The sequence below is a fragment of the Aeromonas molluscorum genome, assembly GCF_051376105.1.
In the GTDB taxonomy this organism is placed as follows: Bacteria; Pseudomonadota; Gammaproteobacteria; order Enterobacterales; family Aeromonadaceae; genus Aeromonas; species Aeromonas molluscorum.
Genome location: NZ_JBPQCY010000001.1, coordinates 672,879 through 699,333, shown reverse-complemented (window position 1 = coordinate 699,333; position 26,455 = coordinate 672,879). Strand labels below are relative to the sequence as shown.

General features: G+C 59.1%; 24 protein-coding genes and 1 tRNA gene. 10 read left to right on the top strand and 15 right to left on the bottom strand.

Going from position 1 to position 26,455, the window contains the following annotated elements; translation table 11 throughout:
• Positions 1-66: 66 nt before the first annotated feature.
• The 7 genes from ACSMDR_RS03355 to mepA form a co-directional block, all read right to left on the bottom strand.
• Positions 67-942 carry a flagellar motor protein MotB gene (locus ACSMDR_RS03355; RefSeq protein WP_436467019.1) on the bottom strand — a complete coding sequence of 292 codons (876 nt, stop codon included), beginning with the start codon at positions 940-942 and terminating at the stop codon, positions 67-69.
• A complete protein-coding gene (locus tag ACSMDR_RS03350; RefSeq protein ID WP_436467018.1) occupies positions 920-1,678 on the bottom strand; it encodes a flagellar motor protein in 759 nt (252 codons plus the stop codon). The genes ACSMDR_RS03355 and ACSMDR_RS03350 overlap by 23 nt, the downstream gene beginning before the upstream one ends.
• A 391-nt stretch (positions 1,679-2,069) precedes the next feature.
• Positions 2,070-2,157, bottom strand: a tRNA-Ser gene (locus ACSMDR_RS03345).
• A 175-nt stretch (positions 2,158-2,332) separates the two neighbouring features.
• Positions 2,333-2,950 (bottom strand): TPM domain-containing protein, encoded by a 618-nt coding sequence (locus tag ACSMDR_RS03340; RefSeq protein ID WP_005899402.1) that lies wholly within the window; start codon positions 2,948-2,950, stop codon positions 2,333-2,335.
• A gap of 23 nt (positions 2,951-2,973) precedes the next feature.
• Entirely contained in the window at positions 2,974-3,708 is a 735-nt protein-coding gene (locus ACSMDR_RS03335; protein ID WP_436467017.1) for a TPM domain-containing protein, read from the bottom strand.
• On the bottom strand, positions 3,708-4,310 hold the full coding sequence (locus tag ACSMDR_RS03330) for a LemA family protein (RefSeq protein WP_436468188.1): 603 nt from the start codon (positions 4,308-4,310) through the stop codon (positions 3,708-3,710). The genes ACSMDR_RS03335 and ACSMDR_RS03330 overlap by 1 nt, the downstream gene beginning before the upstream one ends.
• Before the next feature lie 40 nt (positions 4,311-4,350).
• Positions 4,351-5,097: a penicillin-insensitive murein endopeptidase gene (mepA, locus tag ACSMDR_RS03325; protein ID WP_005899395.1), complete on the bottom strand. Its 747-nt coding sequence runs from the start codon at positions 5,095-5,097 to the stop codon at positions 4,351-4,353.
• A 160-nt stretch (positions 5,098-5,257) separates the two neighbouring features.
• Here mepA and ACSMDR_RS03320 point away from each other — a divergent pair, with 160 nt between their 5' ends.
• Positions 5,258-5,809 (top strand): hypothetical protein, encoded by a 552-nt coding sequence (locus ACSMDR_RS03320; protein WP_436468187.1) that lies wholly within the window; start codon positions 5,258-5,260, stop codon positions 5,807-5,809.
• A 207-nt stretch (positions 5,810-6,016) separates the two neighbouring features.
• The gene (gene rbp / locus ACSMDR_RS03315) at positions 6,017-6,295 is read left to right on the top strand and encodes an RNA-binding regulator (protein ID WP_083940371.1); all 279 of its coding nucleotides are present in this window, start codon (positions 6,017-6,019) and stop codon (positions 6,293-6,295) included.
• 83 nt (positions 6,296-6,378) lie between these two features.
• Here the strand turns inward: rbp and ACSMDR_RS03310 are convergent, their stop codons facing one another.
• A complete protein-coding gene (locus ACSMDR_RS03310; RefSeq protein ID WP_436467016.1) occupies positions 6,379-7,278 on the bottom strand; it encodes an aldo/keto reductase in 900 nt (299 codons plus the stop codon).
• Positions 7,279-7,387: 109 nt separating this feature from the next.
• On the opposite strand from ACSMDR_RS03310, the gene ACSMDR_RS03305 reads away from it, so the two are divergent.
• From ACSMDR_RS03305 to ltaE, 3 genes are all read left to right on the top strand, one after another.
• Positions 7,388-7,795 carry a helix-turn-helix domain-containing protein gene (locus ACSMDR_RS03305; protein ID WP_436467015.1) on the top strand — a complete coding sequence of 136 codons (408 nt, stop codon included), beginning with the start codon at positions 7,388-7,390 and terminating at the stop codon, positions 7,793-7,795.
• A gap of 65 nt (positions 7,796-7,860) precedes the next feature.
• Positions 7,861-8,556, top strand: coding sequence for an SDR family oxidoreductase (locus tag ACSMDR_RS03300; RefSeq protein WP_436467014.1), 696 nt, complete (start codon positions 7,861-7,863; stop codon positions 8,554-8,556).
• Between the two features lie 80 nt (positions 8,557-8,636).
• Positions 8,637-9,656 (top strand): low-specificity L-threonine aldolase, encoded by a 1,020-nt coding sequence (gene ltaE / locus ACSMDR_RS03295; protein ID WP_436467013.1) that lies wholly within the window; start codon positions 8,637-8,639, stop codon positions 9,654-9,656.
• Positions 9,657-9,791: 135 nt separating this feature from the next.
• Here the strand turns inward: ltaE and asnB are convergent, their stop codons facing one another.
• The 4 genes from asnB to ACSMDR_RS03275 form a co-directional block, all read right to left on the bottom strand.
• A complete protein-coding gene (asnB, locus tag ACSMDR_RS03290) occupies positions 9,792-11,456 on the bottom strand; it encodes an asparagine synthase B (RefSeq protein WP_436467012.1) in 1,665 nt (554 codons plus the stop codon).
• Between the two features lie 237 nt (positions 11,457-11,693).
• A complete protein-coding gene (locus ACSMDR_RS03285; RefSeq protein WP_436467011.1) occupies positions 11,694-12,086 on the bottom strand; it encodes a cupin domain-containing protein in 393 nt (130 codons plus the stop codon).
• Positions 12,087-12,316: 230 nt separating this feature from the next.
• A complete protein-coding gene (locus tag ACSMDR_RS03280) occupies positions 12,317-13,921 on the bottom strand; it encodes a cation:proton antiporter domain-containing protein (RefSeq protein ID WP_436467010.1) in 1,605 nt (534 codons plus the stop codon).
• 80 nt (positions 13,922-14,001) lie between these two features.
• Positions 14,002-14,751 (bottom strand): HAD-IIA family hydrolase, encoded by a 750-nt coding sequence (locus tag ACSMDR_RS03275; protein ID WP_005908109.1) that lies wholly within the window; start codon positions 14,749-14,751, stop codon positions 14,002-14,004.
• Between the two features lie 213 nt (positions 14,752-14,964).
• On the opposite strand from ACSMDR_RS03275, the gene ACSMDR_RS03270 reads away from it, so the two are divergent.
• Complete coding sequence (locus ACSMDR_RS03270) at positions 14,965-15,984, top strand: adenosine deaminase (protein WP_436467009.1); 1,020 nt, start codon at positions 14,965-14,967, stop codon at positions 15,982-15,984.
• A gap of 70 nt (positions 15,985-16,054) precedes the next feature.
• On the opposite strand, the gene ACSMDR_RS03265 is transcribed toward ACSMDR_RS03270, so the two are convergent.
• The 3 genes from ACSMDR_RS03265 to ACSMDR_RS03255 all read right to left on the bottom strand — a co-directional run bounded on the left by ACSMDR_RS03265 (position 16,055) and on the right by ACSMDR_RS03255 (position 19,499).
• Complete coding sequence (locus ACSMDR_RS03265; protein ID WP_436467008.1) at positions 16,055-17,176, bottom strand: alkene reductase; 1,122 nt, start codon at positions 17,174-17,176, stop codon at positions 16,055-16,057.
• A 471-nt stretch (positions 17,177-17,647) separates the two neighbouring features.
• On the bottom strand, positions 17,648-18,166 hold the full coding sequence (locus ACSMDR_RS03260; protein WP_436467007.1) for a hypothetical protein: 519 nt from the start codon (positions 18,164-18,166) through the stop codon (positions 17,648-17,650).
• Positions 18,167-18,572: 406 nt separating this feature from the next.
• A complete protein-coding gene (locus ACSMDR_RS03255; protein WP_436467006.1) occupies positions 18,573-19,499 on the bottom strand; it encodes a cation diffusion facilitator family transporter in 927 nt (308 codons plus the stop codon).
• A 179-nt stretch (positions 19,500-19,678) separates the two neighbouring features.
• On the opposite strand from ACSMDR_RS03255, the gene ydiJ reads away from it, so the two are divergent.
• The 4 genes from ydiJ (at position 19,679) to ACSMDR_RS03235 (ending at position 25,854) form a co-directional block, all read left to right on the top strand.
• The gene (ydiJ, locus tag ACSMDR_RS03250; RefSeq protein ID WP_436467005.1) at positions 19,679-22,756 is read left to right on the top strand and encodes a D-2-hydroxyglutarate dehydrogenase YdiJ; all 3,078 of its coding nucleotides are present in this window, start codon (positions 19,679-19,681) and stop codon (positions 22,754-22,756) included.
• Positions 22,756-23,244: a hypothetical protein gene (locus ACSMDR_RS03245; RefSeq protein ID WP_436467004.1), complete on the top strand. Its 489-nt coding sequence runs from the start codon at positions 22,756-22,758 to the stop codon at positions 23,242-23,244. Before ydiJ ends, ACSMDR_RS03245 begins: the two co-directional genes overlap by 1 nt.
• Before the next feature lie 84 nt (positions 23,245-23,328).
• The gene (locus tag ACSMDR_RS03240) at positions 23,329-23,778 is read left to right on the top strand and encodes a hotdog fold thioesterase (RefSeq protein ID WP_436467003.1); all 450 of its coding nucleotides are present in this window, start codon (positions 23,329-23,331) and stop codon (positions 23,776-23,778) included.
• Positions 23,779-23,970: 192 nt separating this feature from the next.
• Complete coding sequence (locus ACSMDR_RS03235; RefSeq protein ID WP_005900008.1) at positions 23,971-25,854, top strand: DEAD/DEAH box helicase; 1,884 nt, start codon at positions 23,971-23,973, stop codon at positions 25,852-25,854.
• The last annotated feature ends 601 nt before the right edge of the window (positions 25,855-26,455 follow it).

The window sequence follows — 26,455 nt, the reverse complement described above, 5'->3', positions numbered from 1 at the left end:
TATGGCCGGGTTGTGGGAGAAATGGCCTAACTAAATAAAAAAGCCCCGCATTGCAGGGGCTTCTCATCAGGGTGTGAGGAGGGGGAGGGCCCGTTCGGCCGCCTTGCCTTGGGAGAGGGTAATCTCGACTCGCCGGTTGGCTTGCCGGTGCACGAGGGTGTCATTGGCAAAGCGAGGCTGGGTGTCGGCAACCCCTTGAGCAACGACTCGCTTGGCATCGATCTTCGGGTTGGTCAGCAGGGTATGGACGATGGATGCCGCCCGCAGGACCGACAATTCCCAGTTGTTGCGATATAGCTCAATCGGCGCCAGGGAGTTATCTGTGTGACCCGTCACTACCACCATGCCTGGGATATCCGCCAGTACATCGGACACCTTATTGACCAGGGGAATGAACTGGGGTTGCAGAAAAGCCGAATCGGCAGGAAACAGGGTTTTTTCACCGATGCGGATCACCAGCTGACTGCCGAGTTGCTCCACCTCCAGCTCCTTGGATTCAATCTGGCTCTTGAGCTGCTGATCCAGTTTCTGCTTGGTGACGACTACCCACTCCTGCTCCTTGCTCTTATGGGGCCAGGACTCTGCCGTGCCAGGGTTCTTGGAGGCACCAATGGTTTCGTTAAAGGGATCGGCAGCAGCTGTTGGCGCCTGAGTTTCCAACATAGGAGCTTCTTGGGGAACACCCGGTGTGATTTTGGTGTCGGGTTCGAGGATCCCGGTGCCGCCCTGCATCACCGGCGAGCCTGCGGGAGGAGAGATGAGCCCTATCTTGCCGAGCGACTCAATGAGTCCCTGGATCAGCACCCGGGTTTCCGACTGCTTGGTCATGGCGAAGGAGTAGAGCACCACGAACAAGGCAAACAGCAGTGTCATGAAATCGGCATAGGATACCAGCCAGCGTTCATGGTTTTCCGGAGATTCAGCCTTTTTCTTCTTGGCCATCGTGGCCTCCGAGGTAGGGCTCCAGAGTCACTTGCAGCCGTTGCTGTGATTCACCGTCCAGGATGCAAAGAATGCCGGTCAGGGTCATCTCCTTGTAGTGACGGATCTGATGGGCAAAACCTTTGTAGCGGTTGCCAAATGGCAGGAAGATAAGGTTGGCGGCGCCCACCCCGTAAATCGTTGCGATGAAGGCGACCGCAATAGCCCCCCCAAGCTGGTCTGGCGCATCCAGCAGACCCATGGCATGGATCAGGCCGAACACGGCGCCGACGATCCCCATGGTTGGACAGTAACCCCCCATGGCTTCATAAAACTTGACGGTCTGTTCGAGATCTTCCTGCTCGAACTCGATCTCATTTTCCAGCACCTCGTGGATCTTGGTCTTCTCGTAACCGTCGACCATCATCTGCACACCTTTTTTCAGGAAGGGATCCTTGATGTCGTCGGTCATGGCTTCCAGCGCCAGCATGCCACTGCGCCTCGCATTGCCTGCCAGGGTTTCCAGCAGTTGGGCCTGCTCCTGCATGTCGAGGCGAAGGGGAGTGATGAGCCATTTGAAGCGTTTTAAGGTTCTCGCTACCACGGAGAAAGGGAACTGGGTCAGAGCCGCACCGACAGTGCCCCCGATCACGATGAGGAAGGCGGGCAGATTGAGCAGGGCACTGGGATGACCACCTTCGATCATGTTGCCACCCAATATGGCGATCAATGCTAACAGCAAACCGATCAGACTCATCTATCCATGTCCCTCTGCATTAAGGTGTCGCTAGTGTAGTCATGTAACCATCAGTTTTTCAAAATGATATCCAATTGACGATCCATTACTGAGAGCTAACACAGGATAAGAAGTCACCCTTTTTGGCCTGAGCCGTAAAAACATAAGGTGAGCAGTTGCCAGTGGGGGCAGAAGCAAGGGTCATCAGCAACAGGGAAGGGGAGACGCAGGGATGAGAACAGGCGGGATACAGTTGTTCAGCATTGGGGTTTAGAGTAAGGGGCTCTGCGATCGGGTGAGGTACTGATGGAAATATGGCTGAGCTGTGAACATAGGCGATACCCAGCACACTTCGCCATGGAGAGAGCCTGCAAAACAAAAAACCGACCCTGAGGTCGGTTTTTTTTAAATTTGGCGGTGAGGGAGGGATTCGAACCCTCGATACGTTGCCGTATACACACTTTCCAGGCGTGCTCCTTCAGCCACTCGGACACCTCACCAAATTTTCGACTGTTATTTTACCTGTTCAATCGTCAGGATTGCTCATGGCCTTGGCCGCGACAACGGGGCGTAATTTAGGGGAAAGCCGGTGGCGGGTCAACCCTTTTCCCCCTTGTTTTTCATATCATTTTCCGTTTGTACAGCTTTTATGCCGAGATTGGTGCTTTTATCGTCTCATGGCTTGTCCAGCATGATCAGACTGTCGGGCAGCTCGTTCTTGTCATTGGTGGGAGGGAAGGCATCGGCCAATATGGCACCGGTGCGGGTCACACACTCAATAAAGCCCGGCTCGACTTCGCCCTTGCGGATGCGGGCGGTAAAGTCGTCGATGATCTCCTGCCACTGGACATTGTCTATGTGTTTGGCGACTCCGTCATCGACCAGGATCTCCACATAGTGTTCCGCCACCGAGACGAAGATGAGCACCCCCAGTCTGTCGTGAGTACGGTGCAAGCCTTGCTCGATAAACTGCAACCGCGCCATCAGCGCCGCCCGGTGGCGGCGCACCTGCTTGGGAATGAGCCGCATCTTGATGGGGGTCCAGTGAAACAGCAGGGTCAAGACGAGCCAGACCGCCCACTGGGTCAGCAGTATCTCGTACCAGCCGAGCCAGAAACCGAGCTCGAACACCAGCAGAGGAGTGAGCATGGCCAGCAGGGCTGCCCACAGCGTGGGGATGTAGCGATAGCTGTCGCTGGCCGGCGCCAGCACTGTGACCAGTTCAGCGTCGGTGGCCTGCTCGGCCTGCTTGACTCTGGCTTGCAGTGTGTGAAAAAACTGTTTGGATATCATGTCATTACCTAAGAGTCATTAGATCACCAGCCGCCGGAGGCGCCACCGCCGCCGAAGCTGCCACCACCGCCGCCGAAACCGCCACCGCCAAAACCGCCACTCGACCGCCCGGCGCCGAAACCGCCAGCGGTGTAGATGGCACTTCTGCGGCCTCGGCCACCACCGCCCCCTCCACCACCGCGCAGGTTGTGCAGCACTATCATGGCAATCACCATGATGATGAAGATGAGCAGGCCGTTGACCTTGTCCTTCTTGGGAGGGGCCTTGGCCTGATACTCGCCTGCCAGGGCCTGCATGATGGCCTGGCTGCCGCCCAGAATACCGGCGGCCATATCACCCCGCCGAAATTCGGGCAGGATCCGGGTCTGGATGATGTTGGCGGCAATGGCATCGGGCAGCACTCCCTCCAGGCCATAACCGACCTCGATACGCACCTTGCGATCTTCGGGGGAGATGATCAGCAGCACCCCATTATTCTTGCCCTTCTGGCCAATGCCCCAGTGGCGTCCGAGCTGATAGCCGAACTCCTCTATGGTATTGCCATCCAGATTGGTGAGGGAGACGACCACCAGCTGGACACCGCTCTTCTGCTCGAAGGCGGCCAACTCGCCAGTGAGGCGATTAGCCTGCTCCGGGCTCAGCAGATGCGCCTCATCCACCACTCGCCCGCTCAGGGCGGGAAACTGGGGGGCGGCCAGCAAGTTGAAGGAGAGCAGGGCACCGAGCAGTAGCAGCCCCAGCCGTGTGAGTCTGGTCATTAGAAGGCGACCTTGGGCGCTTCATCGGCACCTGGCTTGGCGCTAAAGCTTGGCTTGGGTTCGAGATCAGAATAAAGCAGCTTGGCCCAGATAACCCCCGGGAAGGTACGCAGCTCGGTATTGAACTGGCGCACCGCCTCTATGTAGTCGCGACGGGCCACCGAGATGCGGTTCTCCGTTCCCTCAAGCTGGGCTTGCAGGGTGAGGAATTGTTGATCCGCCTTCAAATCCGGGTAGCGTTCTACCACTACCATGAGGCGCGACAGGGCACTGCTGAGCTGGTTCTGGGCCGCCTCAAACTGTTTGAGTTGGGCCGGATCGCTCACCTGTATGCTACCGACCCGGGCGCGGGCATCGGTGACCGCCTTGAGGGTCTCCTGCTCATGGCTGGCATAGCCCTTGACGGTAGCGACCAGATTCGGCACCAGATCGGCGCGACGCTGATACTGGTTCTCCACTTGACCCCAGCTCGCCTTGACCTGTTCGTCCAGGGTCGGGATCGTATTCATGCCGCAACCGGTCAGGGTCAGCAGCAGGGAAAGCAGCAGGAAGGCCCGACTGAAGGGGCGCCAAATGCGTGTAGCCATCTTGTTGTTCTCCAGTGATTTTTCAAAATTGACTCGCACACCATACAGCTTGTACTCACCCCTCACAACGGCCAGGCAGTTGCGGCAGCTTGCTGTAGATGGTCGAGGTCTTGGGGAGTTGCGGCTTGTCCTTGAGCCAGGATGCGAGTTCGGCGCCGCAGCCATTGCCCGGCGGTATGGGGGCCTGAGGCAGGCAGTCAGGGCTGCCTATGGGACAACGCAACCGGACATGGAAGTGGCTGTAATGACCGACCCAGGGTCTGAGTTTCTGTACCCAGGGTTCGCTTGGCGCACGTTTGCACACTTCGGCCTTGAGTACGGGGTTGATAAAGATCCGGGTGACATCGGGGGATTGGGCGGCGAGGCGCAGCAGGGTCAGCTGCTGCGGACCGAAGCGACCCGGCAATGTTCGGTAGCTTGGCTCGTCGATCAGCGCCCACTCCTTGGGGGCATCCTGTTCCCAGCGACTGATAGGTCTGTTCGCCATTCGAAACCAGATGTCGGCATCGAGCCCGGTCTGGTGGCTGCGGTGACCCGAGCTGAAGGGGCCGCCACGGGCCATGGCGAGATCGGCAATATAGAGATCCGGCAAACCGGCCATCTTGGTCTGGCTCGCCAGCCCCTCGAGGTAATGAATGAGTTCGGGGTGGCCGTAGTAGCGCAGTCGCTTGGTACGGATCACCTGATAACCAGGACCGGTCAGCGGCAGGGCCATGCCGTTTTTCAGGCAGCCACCGGCGTAACCGCCAATGGCCTCGGGTTGCAGGGTACTGGTCAGCAGGAGCAGGGTGGCGATAAGCATAATGCCCTCTCGGAAAACGGGAAAATGGGTGCCTTTTGAGCGCCACCAGCATAGCAATAGAGCGGGGGGCAGGGCCAGTGCGGACCACGACCTTGCATCATTGCCAGCCTTATTGCCACAATGCGGCCCTCGAAGGGGATTTGAATAGAGGAAGAAGATGATGAAAGCGAGTGAGCTGGTCGGCAAGGATGGCATTTTCTGGTTGCAGCCACCGGCCGGGCGCTTCTATCCCGTCATGGTGGGCCTGCTGTTGCTGAGCCTGGGGGCGGTCGGGATAGCACTCTGGCAAGGCTATCCCCAGATGGGACTCTTGCCCTGGGTAGGCGTCATCTTCGGCGGCATAGTGTTGCTGATGATGTTGGTGCCCCGCCACTGGCAAGCCTGGCGCATGGCGGAACTTGCCTGGGATGCCGAGCATCTCTACCTCATCAACGGTTCGCAAGACAGGGCCAAGGCGGTTTCACGAGCGGCACTGATCGAGGTGGACCGTGAGCGGCGAGTCGGCCATAACGGGGAGTGGCTCGCCTTCAGTCTGGACTTGGCTATGGCACAGGATGACCTCGATGAGGCGACCGAGGTGTTGGGATTAGGGGGAGAGCCGGCCCACGAGATAAGCCCCGGCATCTATCGCTTTGGCTTTAAACGAGCCTGGCACAGCCGCTCGGCACTGGGTCGAATATTGGCCAAATTGGTGTCGAACCAGGCTGATTAATTTCTAGACAAGTTGGGGCTAAGCTCAGATACTGCCTGTTACTCGAATTGAACTTGCCGCCCGACTTACTCGAGAGATCAATGGCTTGAGTGGTCAGGCGGGGAGTGCCAGGACATGATGCCCTGGCCAGTCCGGCGTAGCGGTTGTGCCCTTGCTTCTGCGTCGGTGATTGCATAGAGAAGGCACCCTGACTCGAGAGTGGATGGCATGAAGATTTACGTAGGAAATCTGTCGTACCGGATGACGGCCGACGAACTGACAACCGTATTCAGCCAGTTTGGACAGGTAGAAAAGGTCGATATCATCATCGATCGCGATACCGGTCAGTCCAAGGGATTCGGTTTTATTGAAATGCCGGTAAACGGGGAAGCCGAGAAGGCGATCGCCGATCTGCACGGCACCGAGATAGGTGGACGAACCATCACGGTCAATCAGGCCAAACCGAAGACAGATGCACCACGTGGTCGCCCGCAACGTCATCGTTGAGGTGCTTCGATAATGCAAAACGGCATGGGTTTCCCCATGCCGTTTTTGTTGGTGCTTGACCTGACCCGGCCTTGCGAGGCGGTTCAGGGCACGTCGTAGCCCAGCGCCGCTTTGCGAATGCGGAACCACTGCTGGCGATCGAGGCGCACTGCCTCCGAGGCAACGGCGTTGGCGATCCGCTCGCGCTTGCCCGAGCCGATGATGGGCAGTGGCCGGCTTGGCAACATCATTACCCAGGCGTAGACCACTTGCTCTATGGTCTGGGCGCCGCACTCTTCGCGGATCCGCTCCAGTTCATGGCGAAGATTTTCAAAGCGGCCATCGTGGAACAGGCTTCCCCCTCCCAGGCAAGACCAGGCCATGGGGCTGATGCGCAGCTGCTGACACAAGTCCAGGGTGCCATCCAGGGTGAGATCCATGTTGAGGGGGGAGATCTCCAGCTGATTGGTCACCAGCGGGAAAGGCAGGCGCGATTGCAGCAGCTCGAACTGGCGGGCGGTGAAGTTGGAGACGCCGGCGTGCTTGATCTTGCCTGCCTGCTTGAGGGCGATGAAGGCCTCGGCCACCTCGTCGGCATTCATCAGGGGATCCGGGCGATGGATCAGCAACAAGTCCAGATGATCGGTGGCCAGCTTTTGCAAAGAGGCCTCGGCGCTGGCAATGATGTACGCCTTGCTGGTGTTGTAATGGTTGAGGGCGTGCTCAGGCTTGGCGGTCAGCGCTATGCCGCACTTGCTGACCAGCTCCATGCGCGAGCGCAGGGAGGGTTCGAGGCGCAGCGCCTTGCCGAACGCCTCTTCACACTGATAGCCGCCATAGATATCGGCGTGATCTATGGTGGTAACCCCGAGATCCAGGTGGTACTTGATGAGATCCCGCAGGGCGGTCGGATCGAGTTGCCACTCCATCAGGCGCCAGTAACCCATGATGATGCGAGAGAATTCGGGCCCTTGGGGGTGCAGGGCCAGGCGGGATACTGTCATGATCTTCTCCTTGGGATAAATGCTGGCCCTATCTTGGCCCCTGCGCCCCGGCAAGGCAATAATAGCGGCCGTTGCAATTCGTACTTTGGTTCTGACCGGGAGGCGTCATATGGAAGGCTTTGCCACGCGCTTGCGCGAGCTGATGGGGGAGATGAGCGTCAGCGCCTTCGCCCGTAAAGTGGGGCTGGGGGAGGCGCTCATCCGCAAGTATCTCAAGGGCGCCGAGCCCGGTTTTGCCAAGGCAAACCAGATTGCCATGGCCGCCAACTGCTCCCTGGAGTGGCTGGCCACCGGCTGTGGTTACCTCTATCGCCAGGCCGAAGTGGTCGACAGGCAGGCACTGCAGGGGGCACGGGTGTTGAGCTGTGAGCAGGATGCGACCATGATCCTGCCGGATGAGGATACCCTGGTCAGGTTGCTCGCCTATTATCAGTTCCTGCGCAGCCACAAGCGGGCCGATGGCTTTCTCGATCTTGCCATGGCTCGCCAATTCGGCAAGCATCTGGACGAGGCGTGAACGGCGCATCAGCCGATATCTGTTACCCTTGATAGCCAAGGGAAATCGGCGAACAGGGGTGGGTAATGGGATACCTTATCTTGGGAAGCGGTGGCTTGGGGTCTGCCCTGGCCCTTGAACTGACGCGGCGCAATGAAACTTTCGTTCTGGCAGGGCGCCATGTGCCGCCGGGCATAGCGGCGGCCGCTACCTTTCCCATGCTGGATGTGGATCCCCTGGCGTTCGAGGCCCTGTTTACCCTGTTTGACGAGTTGCCGAGCGTCATCATCAACACCATAGGGGTGCTGCATGATCTGCGCTTCATGCCGGAGCGTCAGGTGGAGGAGGTCGATCCCCTCTGGTTGTGCGAGAGTGTGCGCATCAATGCCTGGCCGACCCTGGCCCTCGGCGCCTACCTGAGCCAGCGCATGACGACCCGGAGCAATTGCCTGCTTATCACCCTGTCGGATCTCGAGGGTAGCCTGACCGCCAATGTAACGGGAGAGCACTATAGCTACCGGATGAGCAAGGCGGCTCTCAACATGGGCGTCAAGACGTTAGCGCTTGAGTGGCGCGAGCGCTTCCCCCGGGCCGCCGTGGTGGCCCTGCACCCGGGGCCCATGCACACCCCCTTGCGCGCACCGCTCCTGGTCATGCCCTCTGGCGACATGGTGCGCCACCCGGTCGATGTAGCCCCACGGCTGCTTGATGCCATCCGCACATTGGGGCCGGCAGACTCGGGGCAGCTACAGGATCTCGATGGTCGTATTCTGCCCTCCTAGCCAAGTTGTCATCGGTCATCCTCCTTGCCAAACAGGGCTCAGCTGGCTTAACGTCAGGCTCTTGCCATTGGAGGGACAGGATGCGCTACATAGATCTACGAAGTGATACGGTAACCCAACCCACGGACGCCATGCGTCAAGTGATGCTGCACGCCCAGGTGGGTGATGATGTTTACGGTGAGGACCCCGGCGTCAACGCCCTAGAGGAATATGCCGCCAGCCGCCTGGGTAAAGAGGCTGCCCTCTTTGTCCCCTCGGGCACCATGTCCAACCTGCTTGGCGTGTTGTCTCACTGCCAGCGTGGCGAAGAGGCCTTGCTTGGCAATGGCGCCCATATCTATCGTTATGAAGCCATGGGCAGTGCCGTACTGGGGTCGGTTGCGCTCAATTCCGTGCCCATGCAAGCCGATGGCACCCTGGCGTTCAGCGATCTCAAACAGGCAATCAAGCCCGATGATCCCCATTTCGCCCAGGCGCGGCTGCTCTGCCTTGAAAATACCCACAATGGCAAGGTGCTGCCCCTGAATTACCTGCATCAGGCCCGTAATTTCGTTGATGAGCATGGTCTCAAGTTGCACCTGGATGGCGCCCGGGTTGCCAACGCCGCCGTGGCGAGCGGCGTCTCCCTTGCCGAGCTTGCGGCGCCCTTCGACAGTGTCTCGCTCTGCCTGTCCAAGGGATTGGGGGCACCGGTGGGATCCGTGCTGGTGGGGGATGGGGCCTTTATCCAGCGCGCCAGACGGTTGCGCAAGATGGTAGGGGGCGGTATGCGTCAGGCCGGTTTCCTGGCCGCTGCTGGTCAGTTTGCCCTGGAGCACCAGTTCGAGCGTCTCGCAGACGACCATCGCCGGGCCCGCCGCCTGGCCGAGGGGCTGGCCGCGCTGCCCGGCATCGCGCTGGATCTCGGGCAGGTGCAGACCAACATGTTGTTCTTGCAGCTCACCCAAGGAGAGAGCAGCACCCTGCTGGCCTTCATGAAGGAGCGCGGCATCCTCTTCTCCGGCTATGGCGAAATGCGACTGGTGACCCATTTGCAGATTACCGACGACGACGTGGCCGAGGTGATCGACGCCTTTAGCGAGTATTGCCAGGGGCGCTAGGGATCAACGGCAATCGAGCCGAGCAGGCAGTGTTATGGATTGCAATCGATAGCACGAACCCATAGCAGACAACCGATAACAAAAAGCGCAGCTTGGGCTGCGCTTTTTCATTAGGGGAAACTGGCGGGTGTCGGCTTAGTACGCCTGCTGATGCACATCCAGTACGGCGCGACCGGACGGATCGGCCATCTCCTTGAACTTGGCATCCCACTCCAGCGCGGTCGGGGTGGAGCAGGCGACCGATTTGCCGTAAGGCACACAGCGTGCGGCGGATTCAAGGGGGAAGTGCTCCTCGAAGATGCTGCGGTAGTAATAGGCCTCCTTGGTGAGCGGGGTATTGATGGGGAAGCGGTAAGCGGCCGCCTCGAACATCTGATCCGTCACTTCGACCTCGACCATGGCTTTCAGACTGTCTATCCAGGAGTAACCCACGCCGTCTGAGAACTGCTCTTTCTGACGCCAGGCCACTTCGTGGGGCAGCAGCTCCTCGAATGCCTGGCGCAAGATGTGTTTCTCTATCTTGCCGTTGCCACACATCTTGGCGGCAGGATTGATACGCATTGCCACGTCCATGAACTCCTTGTCGAGGAAAGGCACACGACCCTCCACGCCCCAGGCTGCCATGGACTTGTTGGCACGCAGGCAATCATAGAGGTGCAACGCATCGAGCTTGCGGACCGTCTCTTCATGGAAATCTTTGGCGCTCGGTGCCTTGTGGAAGTAGAGGTAACCGCCAAACAACTCGTCTGAGCCCTCTCCCGAGAGCACCATCTTGATGCCCATCGCCTTGATGTAACGTGCCATCAGATACATGGGGGTCGAGGCGCGGATGGTGGTGACGTCATAGGTCTCGAGGTGATAGATGACGTCGCGCAGGGCATCGAGCCCCTCTTGCACCGTGAAGTGGATCTGATGATGAATGGTGCCCAGGTGATCGGCCACCTTCTGGGCCGCAGCCAAGTCAGGTGAACCTTCCAGTCCGACGGCGAACGAGTGCAGCTGGGGCCACCAGGCCTCGCTCTTGCCATCGTCTTCGATGCGACGAGCGGCATAAATTTTGGTGATTGCCGAGATGACGGAAGAGTCGAGACCACCGGAGAGCAGCACGCCGTAGGGCACATCGCACATCAGCTGGCGCTTGACGGCAGCTTCCAGGGCGGCGCGCAACTCCTCTACCGAGGCCGGATTGTCCTTGACGACGTCAAACTCGCGCCAATCGCGCTGATAGTAGTGGGTCAGCTTGCCATCTTTGCTCCACAGATAGTGTCCGGGGGGGAACTCTTCCACGCTCTTGCACACCGGCACCAGGGCTTTCATCTCTGAAGCGACATAGAAGTTGCCATGCTCGTCACGGCCGGTATAGAGGGGGATGATCCCCATGTGGTCGCGACCAATCAGGTAGGCATCCTGCTCGGCGTCATAGAGGATGAAGGCGAAGATACCGTTGAGATCATCCAGGAAGGCGGGGCCTTTCTCCTTGTAGAGCGCGAGCAATACCTCACAGTCAGACTTGGTCTGAAACTGGAAGTCCACCTTGAGCTCTTGTTCCAGCTCCTTGTGGTTGTAGATCTCGCCGTTGACGGCCAGTACGTGGCTGCGCTCCGGGTTGTAGAGGGGTTGGGCGCCATTGCCCGGATCAACGATGGCCAGCCGCTCGTGGACCAGTATGGCCTTGTCTGAGCTGTAGACGCCGGACCAGTCGGGTCCGCGATGACGTAGTCGCTTGGACATCTCAAGCGCCGACTTGCGCAAGCTGGCCGCGTCAGACTTGATGTCCAGAATGCCGAATATTGAACACATTGATGTAAATCCTCTTTAATTTTATTGAGCCCCCCACGTTTGGGCTCGAAATTCCATTTACATTCCTCGCCTTCACAATGCCTAGCGCAAAAACCTTTTGCAAGCGGCAACTCCGCACAAAATCAGGGCTCTGGCCGCTTTTGATGCGAACAGCGCCCCTGACCTTGACGTCAACCCTGTTGACGCTGGCGTCATTCTGCTGGATGTGCCGCTGCCTGATGCCAGCCCGCCTCTTGCTTATTGAGAGGGGGATCCATCATTGGACCCGGCACCGGGCTCGAAGATCACATAGAGCTTGCGGCAAGGGGTAAGGGTCTCCCACTCGCCGATGAAGCCTGCCGGAATGACGAACTGATCTCCCGGGGAGAGGCGCAGTTGCGCGCCCAGGGCGTCGTGGATGCACACCTCTCCCTCAATCAGCTGGCAATATTCATGCTCGGTATAGTGAACGGCCCAGCGGCCCGGTTCGCAGGACCAGAAGCCGACATGAAACTGCTGGCTAGGATCCGAGTAGTGGTTCCAGACCGTCTGTGCGGGGTTGCCTGCCTTGACCCTCTCTGCTGGCGGGGTGAGAGGGGAGGGGGTGACCGTCTGGCGCTCGAGCAGGGTCCAATCTTTCAGGCTCAGCATGAAACCCCCTTGGCAGGGGATTGAGGCTGAGTGCGGGCTTGCATGGCACACGCATTGGCAACCTGTTCAGGTTGAGCGAGGGGCTGCATGGCACAGCTATTGGCAGAGTGTCTGGATAGAGCGAGGGTCAGCATTGTGCCTCCTTGGCAGATTTGGAGCGATGGCGGTGGCCAACAGGGACCATCATGGTCCCTGTTTTGTTTGTTTTATTTAACGAATGGATAAATAAGCTAAACGATTGAGCGCGCCTTGCCAAGATCCTCAGGCCCTTTCAGCCCCTTGATGACATGGCGGGCGAAGCCGCTGCCGGCCTCGTCATAGACGTTGAACACCGCATCCACCCCCTGTTCGCGCAAAGACTCGATATCGTCCTCGAAGCGGACTATGGCGGCTATCTGGCCGGTAAAGCCATGGCTGCGCAACTTCTCGATGGCATAGAGGTTGCCCGAATGGTGGGGCATGGCGAGCAATACCAGATTGATCTGGTTGGAGATCAGCACCTTGTCCCAAAAGTCGGTATCGGTTGCGTCGCCCTCGATCACGTTCATGTTGCGCTCACGCAGGGCCGGCAGCTTGCTCGCGTCATTCTCCACTCCCAGGATGACGGGGCCGTACTTGTGTTCCAGCTCGAAGTAGGCACCCTGACCGATGCGACCCATGCCGAGGATAATCACCTCGGCGTCGCCGAGCTCAATGGGCCTGTCTTCCGGATGCAGTTCCCGGGCCTGCAGGCCGCGCAGCCAGTTGCCAAATCTGTGATAGATGCGCTCACTCTGGCTGTTGAGGGGGGCCGAGATCATGAAGCTGGCTGCCAGTGCCAACGACAGCGCAATCAGCCACTCATGGGAGAGCCAGCCCGCCTTGGCGGCGATGGCGGCCACGATAAGGCCGAACTCGGAGAAGTTGGTCAGCGCCAGGGTAGAGAGCAGCACGGTACGCACCCTCAAGTGGGCACCGCTGTAGACCAGGTAGTAGAGGACGCTCTTGAACGGCAGAGCCAGCACCAGGGCCAGGGTTATCCACATGGCATCCTGAGTCGGCAGGCCGTTGAGCCCTATGGTCAGGAAGAAACAGATGAGGAAGAGGTCTTTTAAGTTGAACAGCGCCTTGGCAAGGCCCGCGGCGGCTGGATGGGAGGCCAGCATCATGCCGATGATCAGCGCCCCCAGATCGGGTTTGAGTCCCACCGCCTCGAAACCGGCAGCACCCAGCACCAGAGCCAGGAAGATGCCGAGCAGCACCTGCAACTCCCCATGGCCGGCCCGCTCCAGCAACTTGCCGAGCAGAGGGCGCAGCAGAGGCAGACCAAGTATCCAGAGCGCCCAGATACTCGGCAGCTTGCCACTGGAGATGGCGAGAAAGGCCACGGCGAAGATGTCCTGCATCACCAGCACGCCGATGGCCAGGCGAGCATAGAGAGCATTCATGTCACTGCGCTCCTCGAGCACCTTGACCGCGAATACCGTGCTGGAGAACGACAGGGCAAAGCCCAGCAGCACGGCGAGCTGCCAGCCAAGGGACATGGCCAGTGCCATGCCAAGCCCCTTGCAGACCAGCAGTACCAGGGTGAACAACAGGGTCGAGAGCAGTATGTGCAGGCTGGCGGTACCCCAGACATCGCGGCGCAGCAGGGTACGCACATCCAGCTTGAGCCCTATGGTAAACAGCAGCAGCGTGACCCCGAGATCTGCCATCTCGCTCAGGGCCGGGGTATTTTCATAGCCCATGCCGTTGAGGATGAAGCCGGCGGCGAGAAAGCCGAGAAGGGGGGGCAGGCCAATCAGGTTGACCAACATGCCGCAGGCGAAGGCCACGGCGATCAGTACAGGTTCCATACAATTACCATTTTCCGGGCGCGGGCCCTTAACACGTGATCCTGGGGTTGGGACGGCCAGCAGAGTCGCCGCTAACTGCCTCAGACGATGTCGATGTCGACCACGGAGTTGAAGATGTGGTTGGGACTAAAGGGCATCTGATCGATGTCAGCCACCTTGCTGACCCCAGACAGGACCAGTACGGTTTCAAGACCCGCCTGGAAACCAGCCAGGATGTCGGTACGCAGGTTGTCGCCGATGATGATGGTGTTGTCCGAATGGGCTTCCATCCGGTTGAGTGCGGCGCGGATGATCCAGGCACTCGGCTTGCCGACATAGAAGGGCTTCTTGCCGGTCATGCGCTCGATGGGAGCGCAGAGGGCGCCGCAGGCCGGGTACATCATGGGGCCATGAGTGTCGGGGTTGGTGGCGATGAAGCGGGCGCCCTGCGCCACGAATTTGGCCCCCAGCTGCATCATGGACCAGTTGTAGTTGCGGGTTTCCCCGACCACCACGAAGTCGGGGTCTATGTCGGTGATGGTGAAGCCTGCCTTGTACAGCTCATGGGTCAGGGCCCCTTCGCCTATCACGTAGGCCTTCTTGCCGTCCTGGCGCCGGAGGAAATCGGCCGTGCCCATGGCGGAGGTATAGAAGCTCTCTTCGGGCACTTCTATTCCGGCGGATCGGAAGCGATTTTGCAGATCTTTCTGGGTCTGGGCCGGATAGTTGGTGAGGAACAAGAGCTTGCTGCCCTGCTCCAGCAGGCGATGGACGAAGTGATCGGCACCCGGGATAAGATCGTTGTTGTGCAATATGACGCCGTCGATGTCACAGATGACGTTTTTCTTCATGTAAACTCCTTGCAGGGGCAGAGACGAGACGCAGACATTCTTGCATGTCTTCAATTGGTTATCTTTTTTGTGTCGCCATTATATGCCCCTTTGATGACAAGGTGTGACAGCAATTGCGCCAAGGCGTGTCCGCTGCTATCTGCGGTTTGGCCCGACAGCCATGGCACCTAATGAAACCGGGTGTACCAGTACTTAACTCAAGGGAGCGACATCATGGATGACTTCATCGCAGGTTTGCCCAAGCTGGAACTGCATCTGCACCTGGAAGGCACGCTGGAGCCTGCCTTGATGCTGCATCTGGCCGAGCGCAATGGCTTGACCCTGCCCTGGGCCGATGCGGCCACCCTGACGGCCGCCTATCAATTCGACTGCTTGCAGTCCTTCCTCGATCTCTACTATCAGGGCTGCAATGTCTTGCGCCAGGAACAGGATTTCTTCGATCTCACCTGGGCCTATCTAGAGCGCTGTGCGAGCGAGCAGGTGGTGCATGTGGAGGTCTTCTTCGATCCCCAGGCCCACACCAGCAGGGGCATCCCCTTTGAGACTGTGCTGGCGGGGATAGAGGCCGCGCTGCGGCAAGGCGAGCGGGATTTGGGGATCAGTTTTCGGCTCATCATGAGTTTTCTGCGCCACCTTGGGGAAGACGCTGCTCTGACCGCCCTGGCCCGGACCGAGCCCTGGCTGGATCGGATCCACGGCATCGGACTGGACTCTTCCGAGTTGGGTTATCCACCGGAGCAGTTCACCCGTCTGTTTGCCCGCGCCAAGGCGCTGGGCCTGCCGCTGGTGGCCCATGCCGGGGAGGAGGGGCCGGCCGACTACATCTGGCAGGCGATTCGTCAACTCGGGGTGCGGCGTATCGACCACGGGGTTCGCTGCTCCGAGGATCCCGACCTGTTGCGCTTCCTGGCCGATACCCGGCTGCCGCTTACCGTCTGTCCGCTCTCCAATGTGCGACTCAGGGTCTTCCCCACCATGGCGGATCACACTGTGTTGACGCTGCTCGAACAGGGACTCTGCGTCACCATCAACTCTGACGATCCTGCCTACTTCGGGGGATATATGGCGGCGAATATGCGTGCTCTGGTGGCGGAGCTTGGTGCCAGCCGCGAGCAGTTGTGTCGCCTGAGCCTCAACGCGGTGGAGGCGAGCTGGCTCAATCTGGAGGCCAAGGCGAGGCTGACCCGCAGCATTCTGGGTTATGCCGCCTGTCAGGGGGTCAGTCTGAGCTGAGCCCTAAGGAGGGCAGAAGAGAGCAATATCACAAGAAGGCCCTGCGGGGCCTTCTTGTGTGTGAGGGGGGTTAAGCGAGCTGCTGCTCTGTCTGCGGCTGGTAGACGGGGTAGTCGGTGAGGCCGCGCTCGCTACCACCAAACAGGGTGGCCGGATCGTGGGGGGCGAACGGATAACCGTGCCGCAACCGGTTGGGCAGATCCGGGTTGGCCACGAAGGGGCGACCAAAGCCAATCATGTCTGCCCAACCGGCCTGGAGGGCAGCCCGTGCCCGCTCGCCATCATACTTGCCCGCATAGATGAGGGTGTTGGGGAAGGCCGCACGCAGTCCCTGCTTGAAGTTTTCCGGCATCAGGGGCGCATCGTCCCAGTCCGCTTCGGCGATATGCAAATAGGTGACGTTGAGCTCAGCCAGCAAGGTTGCGGCGGCCAGATAGGTCTGCTCCGGGTTGGCATCCACAGTGCCGTTGAGAGTGGTCAGCGGGGCGAGGCGCACGCCGACCCGATCGGCCCCGATTTCGCTGCTGACCGCTTGTGTCACCTCCTTGAGGAAGCGCAGGCGATTTTCCAGCGAGCCACCGTAGTTGTCGGTGCGGGTGTTGGACTCGGAGTCGAGGAACTGGTTGATGAGATAGCCGTTGGCGGCGTGCAACTCTATGCCGTCAAAGCCGGCCAGCATGGCGTTGCGGGCCGCCTGGCGGAACTGGCCGACCACGGTATCTATGTCTTCCTGAGTCATGGCTCGCGGGGTCGTCGTCTCCACAAAGCCTGGCGCATCGCTGCCGTTATCGACAAACACCTTGACCCCAGCGGCCTTGATGGCTGACGAGGAGATGGGTTGGGCGCCACCGAGGTTATCGGGGTGCGTGACCCGGCCCACGTGCCAGAGCTGGGCGAACATGACCCCGCCCTTGGCGTGGACGGCGTCGGTGACCAGTTTCCATCCGGCCACCTGCTCGGCACTGTGGATACCCGGCGTCCAGGCGTAGCCCTTGCCCATGGAGTCGACTTGGGTACCTTCACTGATGATGAGACCGGCCTCGGCGCGCTGGGCATAATAGGTTGCCATCATGGCGTTGGCCGCATCGCCGGGCTGGCTGGCGCGGGAACGGGTCATGGGGGGCATGACGATACGGTTGTTGAGGTGAAGCTGGCCGAGGCGCAGCGGGCAGAACAGGGGATCATGGCTCATCTGGGTGTCCTCATCGGGTTGATGAAGTCACTCTAGCGAGACATATCATTGAGATAAACCCAGGTATTCTCAAAAGAGTGCTGCATTTATGTCAACAATGTGATCAGGGAAAGAGTCGGAGCTGACGGCCTCAGGGAGGCGACGGATTCTTTCCTGATCTGAATGGAAGGGGGGCAAGCTATTTATATGGACATACTCTGATATAACGAACCAGGCTGCGTTTAATTTAACACTATGTTCACGTCGGGAGTTTTAATATCGATCTGTCAAATACAGACTGTGGAATAGGTGGTGTTGTTCTACATCAATAAAGCGAACGAATTTATTTAAATGTATAATAATATTTTTCGATTAATTATATGCCCGCCCTGGCGGGCGGGAAATGAAAGATGGGAGGCATTGCCTCCCATCTTTGCTATTAAACCAGCTTGATGCTGCGTATCCGCCTGACACTTCGGAGCCGAATCTTGCTTAGGAGCCGGTATAGGCTGCACCCTGAACATGACCTTGTTTGTCACTCAGGCAGGACCAGGGCGCCTGGGCACCTGGTACTTCAATAGTGACGCCCACCCCAGCCTCTGAGTCCAGTACCTCAAGCACATTGAGTTTGCTGACGGCTGTCCCAGTCTTGCTTGCTACGGCCTTCAGACAGGCGCTCTCGGCAGCGCTGGCTTTAGCTTTATTGGCTGGGGCGGCTTTCCCTGCAGCTTGAGCCGGTTGGCAGATGCCAGAGCCCTGCTTGCTGGTATAGGAGACATCATACTGGGTGCCTGTCTTGCTGATGGAGAGGGTGACGCCGCCGCCCTTGGCCTCATAGAAGTCATCGCTGTATTTTTTGAGCTTGGCTTCTTTGCCATTGATGTAAACGGGGCCGCCAGCATCGGCGTGCAGTTCGATCTGGCCTGGACACTGGTAGTTCAACTGAGGAATGGCAGCACTGGCAGAGCCAGCCACGAACAATGCCGCCAGTGTGATAAAAGTCTTTCTCATGGGGTTTGCCTTTGAAGGTTTAATAACAGGTTATTGATGGTTGTCAGGCGAGTATTAATTCCATTGGGAGTAGTGGTGAGCCAAATCATCATGAAGCAATAAATAGCTGCGAAACGTAATTTTGGCAATCACTTTTTATTTGCAATACGGATAGCGGTGATTGATTGTCGCAGCAAGGTAAATATTTTTCGTTTATCTGGTTTTTATTAAATCATACCAAGTTGGGTAAATGTGATGCAGAAGATAGGCCCGCGCTGGGTATTGAGTGCGCGACGGGAGCCGGCAAGCTGAGGGAGAGGGAAATGGCGCCGTGTTGAGGTTGGTGGCATGGACGGCGATACAGGTAGGAAGCGGTCTGGACGCGGGGCAGGGCCCCGCGTTGCGTGCAGTTAATTACAACCAGTCTTTACAGCCAGCGCTTTTCGCGGGTGAAGCAGACCGACAGCCAGGCGTCCCCCAGGGTGTCGCCGAGGCGGGACCAGAGCTCCTGGCGCAGGGCATCCTGGCGCTCGACAGGCCACTCCTGATCCGGGGCCACCAGGATGTTGAGCTCGAGATCGAAGCGGCGGCCGCTTTTCGCCAGATGACTGTGGCACTCGAACCCGTAGCGCTGGCGCAGGGCCTCGATTTCGCGCGCGACCCGCCGTGGCACATCTCCTTTGGGAGCTACTTTGAGCACCTCCCGCAAGTTGCGGCCCAGTACCTTGATGGGGATCAGGGTGGCGCACAGGGCAAGCAGGGTGACCAGTATGGGGTCAATGTAGCGGTTGTAGTGGCCGTAACCGATGGCGTCCAGGCCGATGGCGACCACGAAACCGATGAGCAGGGTAGCACTGAGCAGGGTATCGACCAGCCACTCCTTGGAGTCGACGCGCACCAGTTCGGAGTTGACCCGTTCGGCAACCGCCGCCTCGACGTGGTAGATGATGGCGCAGAAGAAAGTGCAGACGGCGGCGTAGATGAGGGCGTGGCCGAGGTCTATCTCTCGTCCTCCCTCCAGCAAGGAGGTGATGCCGCTATAAAGCGCGCCGAGGCAGAGCAGCAGTATGATGGTGCCGTTGATGACGTTGGTGATGGGCTCAAAGTGGGCGTAGCCGTACTGAAAGCGATCGTCGGAGGGACGTGTGACCAGGTAGGCGGTGACTAATCCTAAGCCCGTCATGCCCATGCTGAACAGGGTGAAGATGCCATCGAGCATGATGGCGTTGGAACCGGCGAACAGACCATAACCGATCCCGAAGATGGCGAAGCTGATGCAACCAAACAGTGACAGTGTCAAAGCCTGTTTTTCGGTGGTGATAAACGTACTGATAACATGGCTGAGGTGAGCCATAACAATCCTCCTTTCAAATGGTGAATAATGGTGAATATTGCCGATCGCAAGCGGTTTTCTTGCTGATATACTGGCCGCCACATGTGAGCTGACCGCCCATGACTCGGCCAACGCCGCCGTGTCGGGCCGTCGTAGTCGCCGGTACGCCGGCATAAAGCAATGGAAGGCAACAAGGATTCATGATCCCGAGACTCGATTACCAGGACAGTTTGTCACCCACAACCCTGCAGTTTCTTGAGTTGCTAGGGCGCTGTGCATTTCGTGGTGATATCGAAAAGTCTTATGCAAGCCGGTTGGCGATGGCGACGGATAACAGCGTCTATCAGGTAGTCCCACAGGCGGTACTCTATCCGCGCAGCACGGATGATATAGCGACCTTGCTCAAGCTGGCTCAGGAGCCTGCTTACCAGAGCCTGAGCTTCTTCCCCCGCGGCGGCGGTACGGGCACCAATGGCCAGTCTTTGGGCGGCGGCATTATCGTCGATCTCTCCCGCCATATGAACCAGATCCTGGAAATTAATCTGGAGCAGGGCTGGGTGCGTGCCCAGGCCGGGGTCGTCAAGGATCAGCTCAATGCCTACTTGAAGCCCCATGGCTATTTTTTCTCGCCGGATCTCTCTACCTCCAACCGCGCCACCTTAGGGGGAATGGTCAACACCGATGCTTCGGGGCAGGGGTCGCTCGTCTACGGCAAGACCTCGGATCATGTGCTGGGTTTGAAGGCGGTGCTGGAAAACGGTGACATCATGGCGACCGAGCCAGTCACCGGCGCGCGTCTGGCGGACAAACTGGCGCTGGAGAGCCGGGAGGGGGAGATTTATCGCACCCTGTATCGCATCGGCCGCGAGCGCCGCGCCGACATAGAGGCCATCTTTCCCAAACTCAACCGCTTCCTGACCGGTTACGATCTCAAGCACCTCTATAGCCCGCAAACCGACACCCTGGATGCGAGCCGGGTACTGTGCGGCTCGGAAGGCTCCTTGGGGTTCATCACCGAAGCCAAACTCAACATCACCCCCATTCCACGCTACCGGACCCTGGTCAACGTCAAGTACGACAGCTTCCCATCAGCCCTGCGCAATGCCCCCTTCATGGTCGAGGCCCACGCCCTGTCGGTGGAGACCGTGGATTCCCGGGTGCTGGGACTGGCCCGCGCCGACATCATCTGGCATTCGGTGAAGGATCTGATCCAGGACGTGCCGGGCAAGGATCTGCAGGGACTCAACATCGTCGAGTTCGCCGACACCGACGAGCAAGAGCATCAGGCCAAGGTGGCTGAATTGCGCCGCCGCATCGATGCGCTGCTGGCGCGCGGGGAAGCGGGCATCATTGGCTATCAGCTGTGCAATCACCTGCCGAGTATCGAAACCATCTACGGCATGCGCAAAAAGTCGGTGGGGCTGCTTGGCAACGCCGAAGGGCGCAAGAAGCCGGTGGCCTTCACCGAAGATACCGCCGTGCCGCCAGAGTCCCTGGCTGACTTCATCATGGAGTTTCGTGCCCTGCTCGACGGCCACGGCCTCGACTACGGCATGTTCGGCCACGTCGATGCGGGGGTATTGCACGTGCGTCCCGCGCTGGACTTGTGCGATCCCGAGCAGGAGGTACTGCTGCGGCGCATCTCGGATCAGGTGGTGGCGCTCACCGCCAAATATGGCGGCTTGATGTGGGGGGAGCACGGCAAGGGGTTTCGCTCCGAATACAGCCCCGCCTTCTTCGGTGAGCTGTGGGAGGAACTGCAACGGGTGAAAGGCGCTTTTGACCCAGGTAACCGCCTCAATCCCGGCAAGATCTGCATGCCCTATGGCAGTGGTGCCGAGCTGGTGTCGGTCGATGGTCCCAAGCGCGGCAAGTTCGACCGCCAGATCCCCATTGCGGTGCAGGAAAGTTACACCCGCGCCATGGATTGCAATGGCAACGGCCTCTGCTTCACCTTCGAGACCGACTCCCCCATGTGCCCCTCGGTCAAGATAAGCCGCGACCGCCGCCACTCGCCGAAAGGTCGGGCAGGACTGATGCGCGAATGGTTGCGTCAACTCGCCGAGCAGGGCTTCGATCCGCTGGCAGAGGAGGTGGCGCTGCAAAGCCGTGGCTTAGCGATAAAGGGGATAGTCGACAAGTTTCGCAATACGGTGGCCCGCAGTCGTGGCCAGTATGACTTCTCCCACGAGGTGATGGAGGCGATGGAGGGGTGCCTGGCCTGCAAGGCATGCACCAGCCAGTGCCCCATCAAGGTGGATGTGCCAAGTTTTCGGGCTCGTTTCATCCAGCTCTATCACGCCCGCTACCTGCGTGGTCCCAAGGATTACTTCGTCGGCACCGTTGAGAGCTATACCCCCTGGCTTGCCAAGATGCCCAAATTGGTCAACTTCTTCCTGGAAAAGGAGTGGGCTCAGCGCCTGAGCGCCAAGAGTATCGGTATGGTGGATGTGCCGCTACTGAGTATTCCGACCCTGAACGAGGAGCTGCGCGACGATCGTGCCCGCTACTTCGACCTTGCCGGGCTGGAAGCCATGAGCGCCGAGCAGCGAGCCAAGGTGGTGCTGCTGGTGCAAGATCCCTTCACCAGCTATTACGATGCCCCCGTGGTACGAGACCTGGTCCGACTGATGACCAAACTCGGTTATCAGCCCTATCTGTTGCCTTTCCAGCCCAACGGCAAGCCTCAGCATGTGAAAGGCTTTTTGCGCGCCTTCGCCCGCACCGCAGCCAACAGTGCGCAATTTCTTAACCGTCTGGCCCGCCTCGATGTGCCGTTGGTGGGGGTCGACCCCTCCCTGGTGCTCTGTTATCGCGATGAGTATGTGAAAGCGCTGGGTTCAGCCCGCGGTGACTTCCAGGTACTGCTGCCCCAGGAGTGGCTGCTTTCTCTTCCGGCCGACACCCTGCCCCTTGCCAGGCCCACCGCGGATGTAGATGAAAAAGGAGAGGCTGAGCCCTGGTATCTGTTTGCCCACTGCACCGAGAAGACGGCCAAACCGTCGACTCATGGTGACTGGGGTACTTTGTTTGGCCGCTTCGGCGCTCGTTTGCAGCCTGTGTCGGTGGGCTGTTGCGGCATGGCGGGCACTTATGGTCACGACGCCAAGCAGGTGGACAATTCCAAGGGGATCTATGCCTTGAGCTGGGCCGAGCCGCTTTCCCGTCTGCCCAAGGCGCGCTGTCTGGCCACCGGCTATTCGTGCCGCAGCCAGGTCAAACGGATGGAGGGGGAGAAGCTCAAGCATCCGCTGCAGGCCCTGCTGGAACTGCTCTGATGCTGACGCTTCCCAAGCGGTTTCGGGTGCCGCAAGCCTTTCGGCACCCGAGTTTTCTGTTGCTGCCGGTCAACCCGACCCAGGCTGTGGTGGAGTTTGTGGCCATGTTGCGCGAGCGGGAACAGTTGCATCAGCTGTTTCGCCCCCAGGATGTCTGGCCTTCCGCCCAGTTCAGCCTGAGCCAGCATGAGGAGGATCTGGCCTGGCAACGATCCGAGTTTCTGGCCAAGCGATCGTTTGCCTATGGCCTCTGGAGCCCGGATCGGGAGCCGCAATTTTGGGGCGGGGTCTATCTCTACCCCTCGGTGCTGCCGGAGGTGGCGGTGGAGCTCTTCTTCTGGAAGGTGGCCGAGGCGCCGCTCACCGATGCCGAGCTCGAAACCGAGCTGCGGGCCTGGCTCGGCAAGGTCTGGCACTGGCCCGAGCCCTGCTTGCCGGGGCGGGAAGTGCCCTGGGCCGAGTGGCCCGGCATCAGCTATCCCTGGTAAACCGGATGCCGACCTGCTCAGGCTGGCTGCATCTGCCAGCTTGTTCCCCATGATGTTCACCCCATTTAAGGAGATCTGCAGTTCATGAGCGATGATAGACAGGCTATCTGGCAACAACCTCTGAGCTTGGCGCAGCTAAACGCGACATCGGCCAACACTCTGATGGCCCATCTGGATATCTGCTACTCCGACTTTGGGCCCGATTGGCTCGAGGCGACCATGCCAGTGGACGCGCGCACCCATCAGCCTTTTGGCATGTTGCACGGCGGTGCTTCTGTGGTCTTGGCGGAGAGTCTGGGATCGGTGGCGGCCAATATGTCGGTTGGCAGCGACAATTATTGCGTCGGCCTTGAGATTAACGCCAATCATCTGCGTGCCAAGCGGGAAGGGGTGGTGACAGGGCGCTGCTCGCCCCTGCACCTGGGGGCAACGACTCAGGTGTGGCAGATAGAGATTCGGGATGAAAGGGCGCGTTTGCTTTGTATTAGTCGTTTGACCGTTGCCGTGCTCAAACACAAGCGGGACAAGGGCTAGCGAGCATTGCGATCTGCTATCACGCACCATGGCTGAAAAATAAGCAAGCCATAGTCGCAAGATCCCTCTATAATTGCCAACGTCTTGAGAGGCTTATCACATTTTTCAAGACAGCAGAACAAAGTGGCGCTATAATCGCCGCCTTTTGCTATTCCGCGGTGTTTAGCCGCCTGCCTTAATCTGGAAGAATCTATGTCTGATACCGAACAACTGCCCCTTTTTAGTGAGCTTGGACTGGCCGCGCCCGTATTGAAAGCGCTGCAGGACGTGGGCTATGAGCGCCCGTCACCAATCCAGGCCGCAGCAATTCCCCACCTGATGGCGGGACACGATCTGCTGGGGCAGGCGCAAACCGGTACAGGGAAGACCGCTGCTTTTGCCTTGCCTCTGTTGTCTCGTCTGGAAGCTGGTAACCGCAACACCCAGGTTTTGGTGTTGGCTCCGACCCGTGAACTGGCGCTGCAGGTTGCAGAAGCTTGCCAACGTTATGCCAAGCACATGCCGGACTTCCACGTCCTGCCCATCTACGGCGGCTCCTCTTACGAAACCCAGACCCGCGCCCTGCGTCGTGGTGCCCAGGTTGTCGTGGGTACCCCTGGCCGTGTGATGGATCTTATCCGTCGCAAGAACCTGGACCTCTCTGGCCTGAGAGCTCTGGTACTGGACGAAGCCGATGAAATGCTGCGTATGGGTTTCATCGACGACGTGGACTGGATCATGGATCAGTGCCCGAGCACTCGTCAGGTCGCGCTGTTCTCTGCCACCATGCCGGACCAGATCCGTCGTGTTGCCCAGAAGCACCTGAAGCAGCCAAAAGAGATCAAGATCATCACCAAGACGTCCACTGCACCGACCATCCGCCAGCGCTACTGGCAGGTAACCGGTCTGCACAAGCTGGACGCCATGACCCGTTTGCTGGAAGTCGAGCCCTACGAAGCCGTACTGGTGTTTGTTCGCACCAAGAACGCCGCCGAAGAGCTGGCTGGTAAACTGGCCGCTCGCGGTCACGCCTGTGAAGCCCTGCACGGTGATATCCCGCAGAAGTTGCGTGAGCGTACCGTCGACAAGCTGCGTCAGGGCCAGTTGGACATCCTGATCGCCACCGACGTGGTCGCCCGTGGTCTGGACGTTGAGCGTATCACCCACGTGGTGAACTACGACATCCCTTACGACACCGAATCCTACGTACACCGTATCGGCCGTACCGGTCGTGCCGGTCGCAAGGGGGAAGCCATCCTGTTTGTTGCTCCCCGTGAGCGCCGCATGTTGCGCGCCATCGAGCACGCCACTCGTCAGGCCATCGAGCCGATGAAGATGCCGAGCACCGAGGACATCAACCAGCACCGTATGACCAAGTTCAAGGAGCGCATCCGGGAAACCATGATGGGCGAAGAGCTGGAGCTCTACCTGAACCTGGTGAACGAGCTGATCGAAGAAGATTCTGCCGATCCGCTGGAGCTGGCTGCCGCACTGGCCAAACTGGTACAAGGCGACCAGCCGTTGTTGCTGGATGACTCCATCCCTGAGCCGCAGTTCAATGCGGGCAGCGGTCGTGACTTCGAACGTCGTGACGGTGGCCGTGACTTCGGCAGCCGTGATGCGGGTGACCGTGGTGATCGTCCTGCTCGTCGCATGCCGTCCCTCGAGCCGCGTCCGCTCAAAGACAACCCGGATGTGGAGATGGAGCGCTACCGTGTAGACGTGGGTGCTCATCACGGCGTCAAGCCGGGCCAGATCGTTGGCGCCATCGCCAACGAAGCGAACATCGAGAGCCGCTTCATCGGTAACATCGACATCGCCGATGACTTCTCCACCGTCGACTTGCCCAAGGGCATGACTGCCGACGTACTGGAAGTGATCAAGAAGGCTCGTGTCTGCCAGCGTCCTCTGCAGATCACTCGCTATACCGAAGTGCCTGCCGGTACCAACACCGCGCCGCGCCCTCCGCGTAGCGATCGTCCTTTCAACAAGGATCGCCGCCCCAGCGGTGACCGCCCGTTCAACAAGGGTGGGGAGCGCCGTGAAGGTGGCTTCAATAAAGATCGTAAATTTGCTGGTAAGCGTCGCGACAGCTAAGCGCTAATACCATGCCAAGAGGCCGCTCATCGAGCGGCCTTTTTTATGCTTGCAAATTGTAGTCACAACGATGATGCGCTCACCCCGTAGCCGGGTAATTCCCTTTTGGCTCCACCTTGGTTCAAGGTGCTAGGCAAGCGGGAGCCTGCATCGAGAGACTACCGAATTTGCCATTGCCATACCGGTGGCCATGGCTCTTTCTGGTTTAGGTTCATGGCCAACACATGGGTGGCTAAAGCACTGTTGCCCCAGTGGTTGGGATGGGCATCCGCCTCTATGGGCTCGGTAGATGCAGATAACGCTGTTCAGCGTCGTTTATCGCGCGAACGCCACGGCAGGATGCGGCCATGACGCTATCACGGCCAATGAGACTGCACTCAACCTAGCCATTGGAGTTGTGCGGGCTTGGGAAGGCTTGCGACATGGTTCTCTCTGCTTGAGGGGCGGTGGGGTTATCTTGCTGGATTCGGGAGGCGGAAATCGCCCATCTATATATGGCCTCTAGCCTGAGAGCCGAGGGGGCAGGATCAAGACCCTGTATGGCGGGTATATTGTTAAGGGGCATCCAGGTCTCCTCGATGCTCTTGTTTTACGGGGTAAC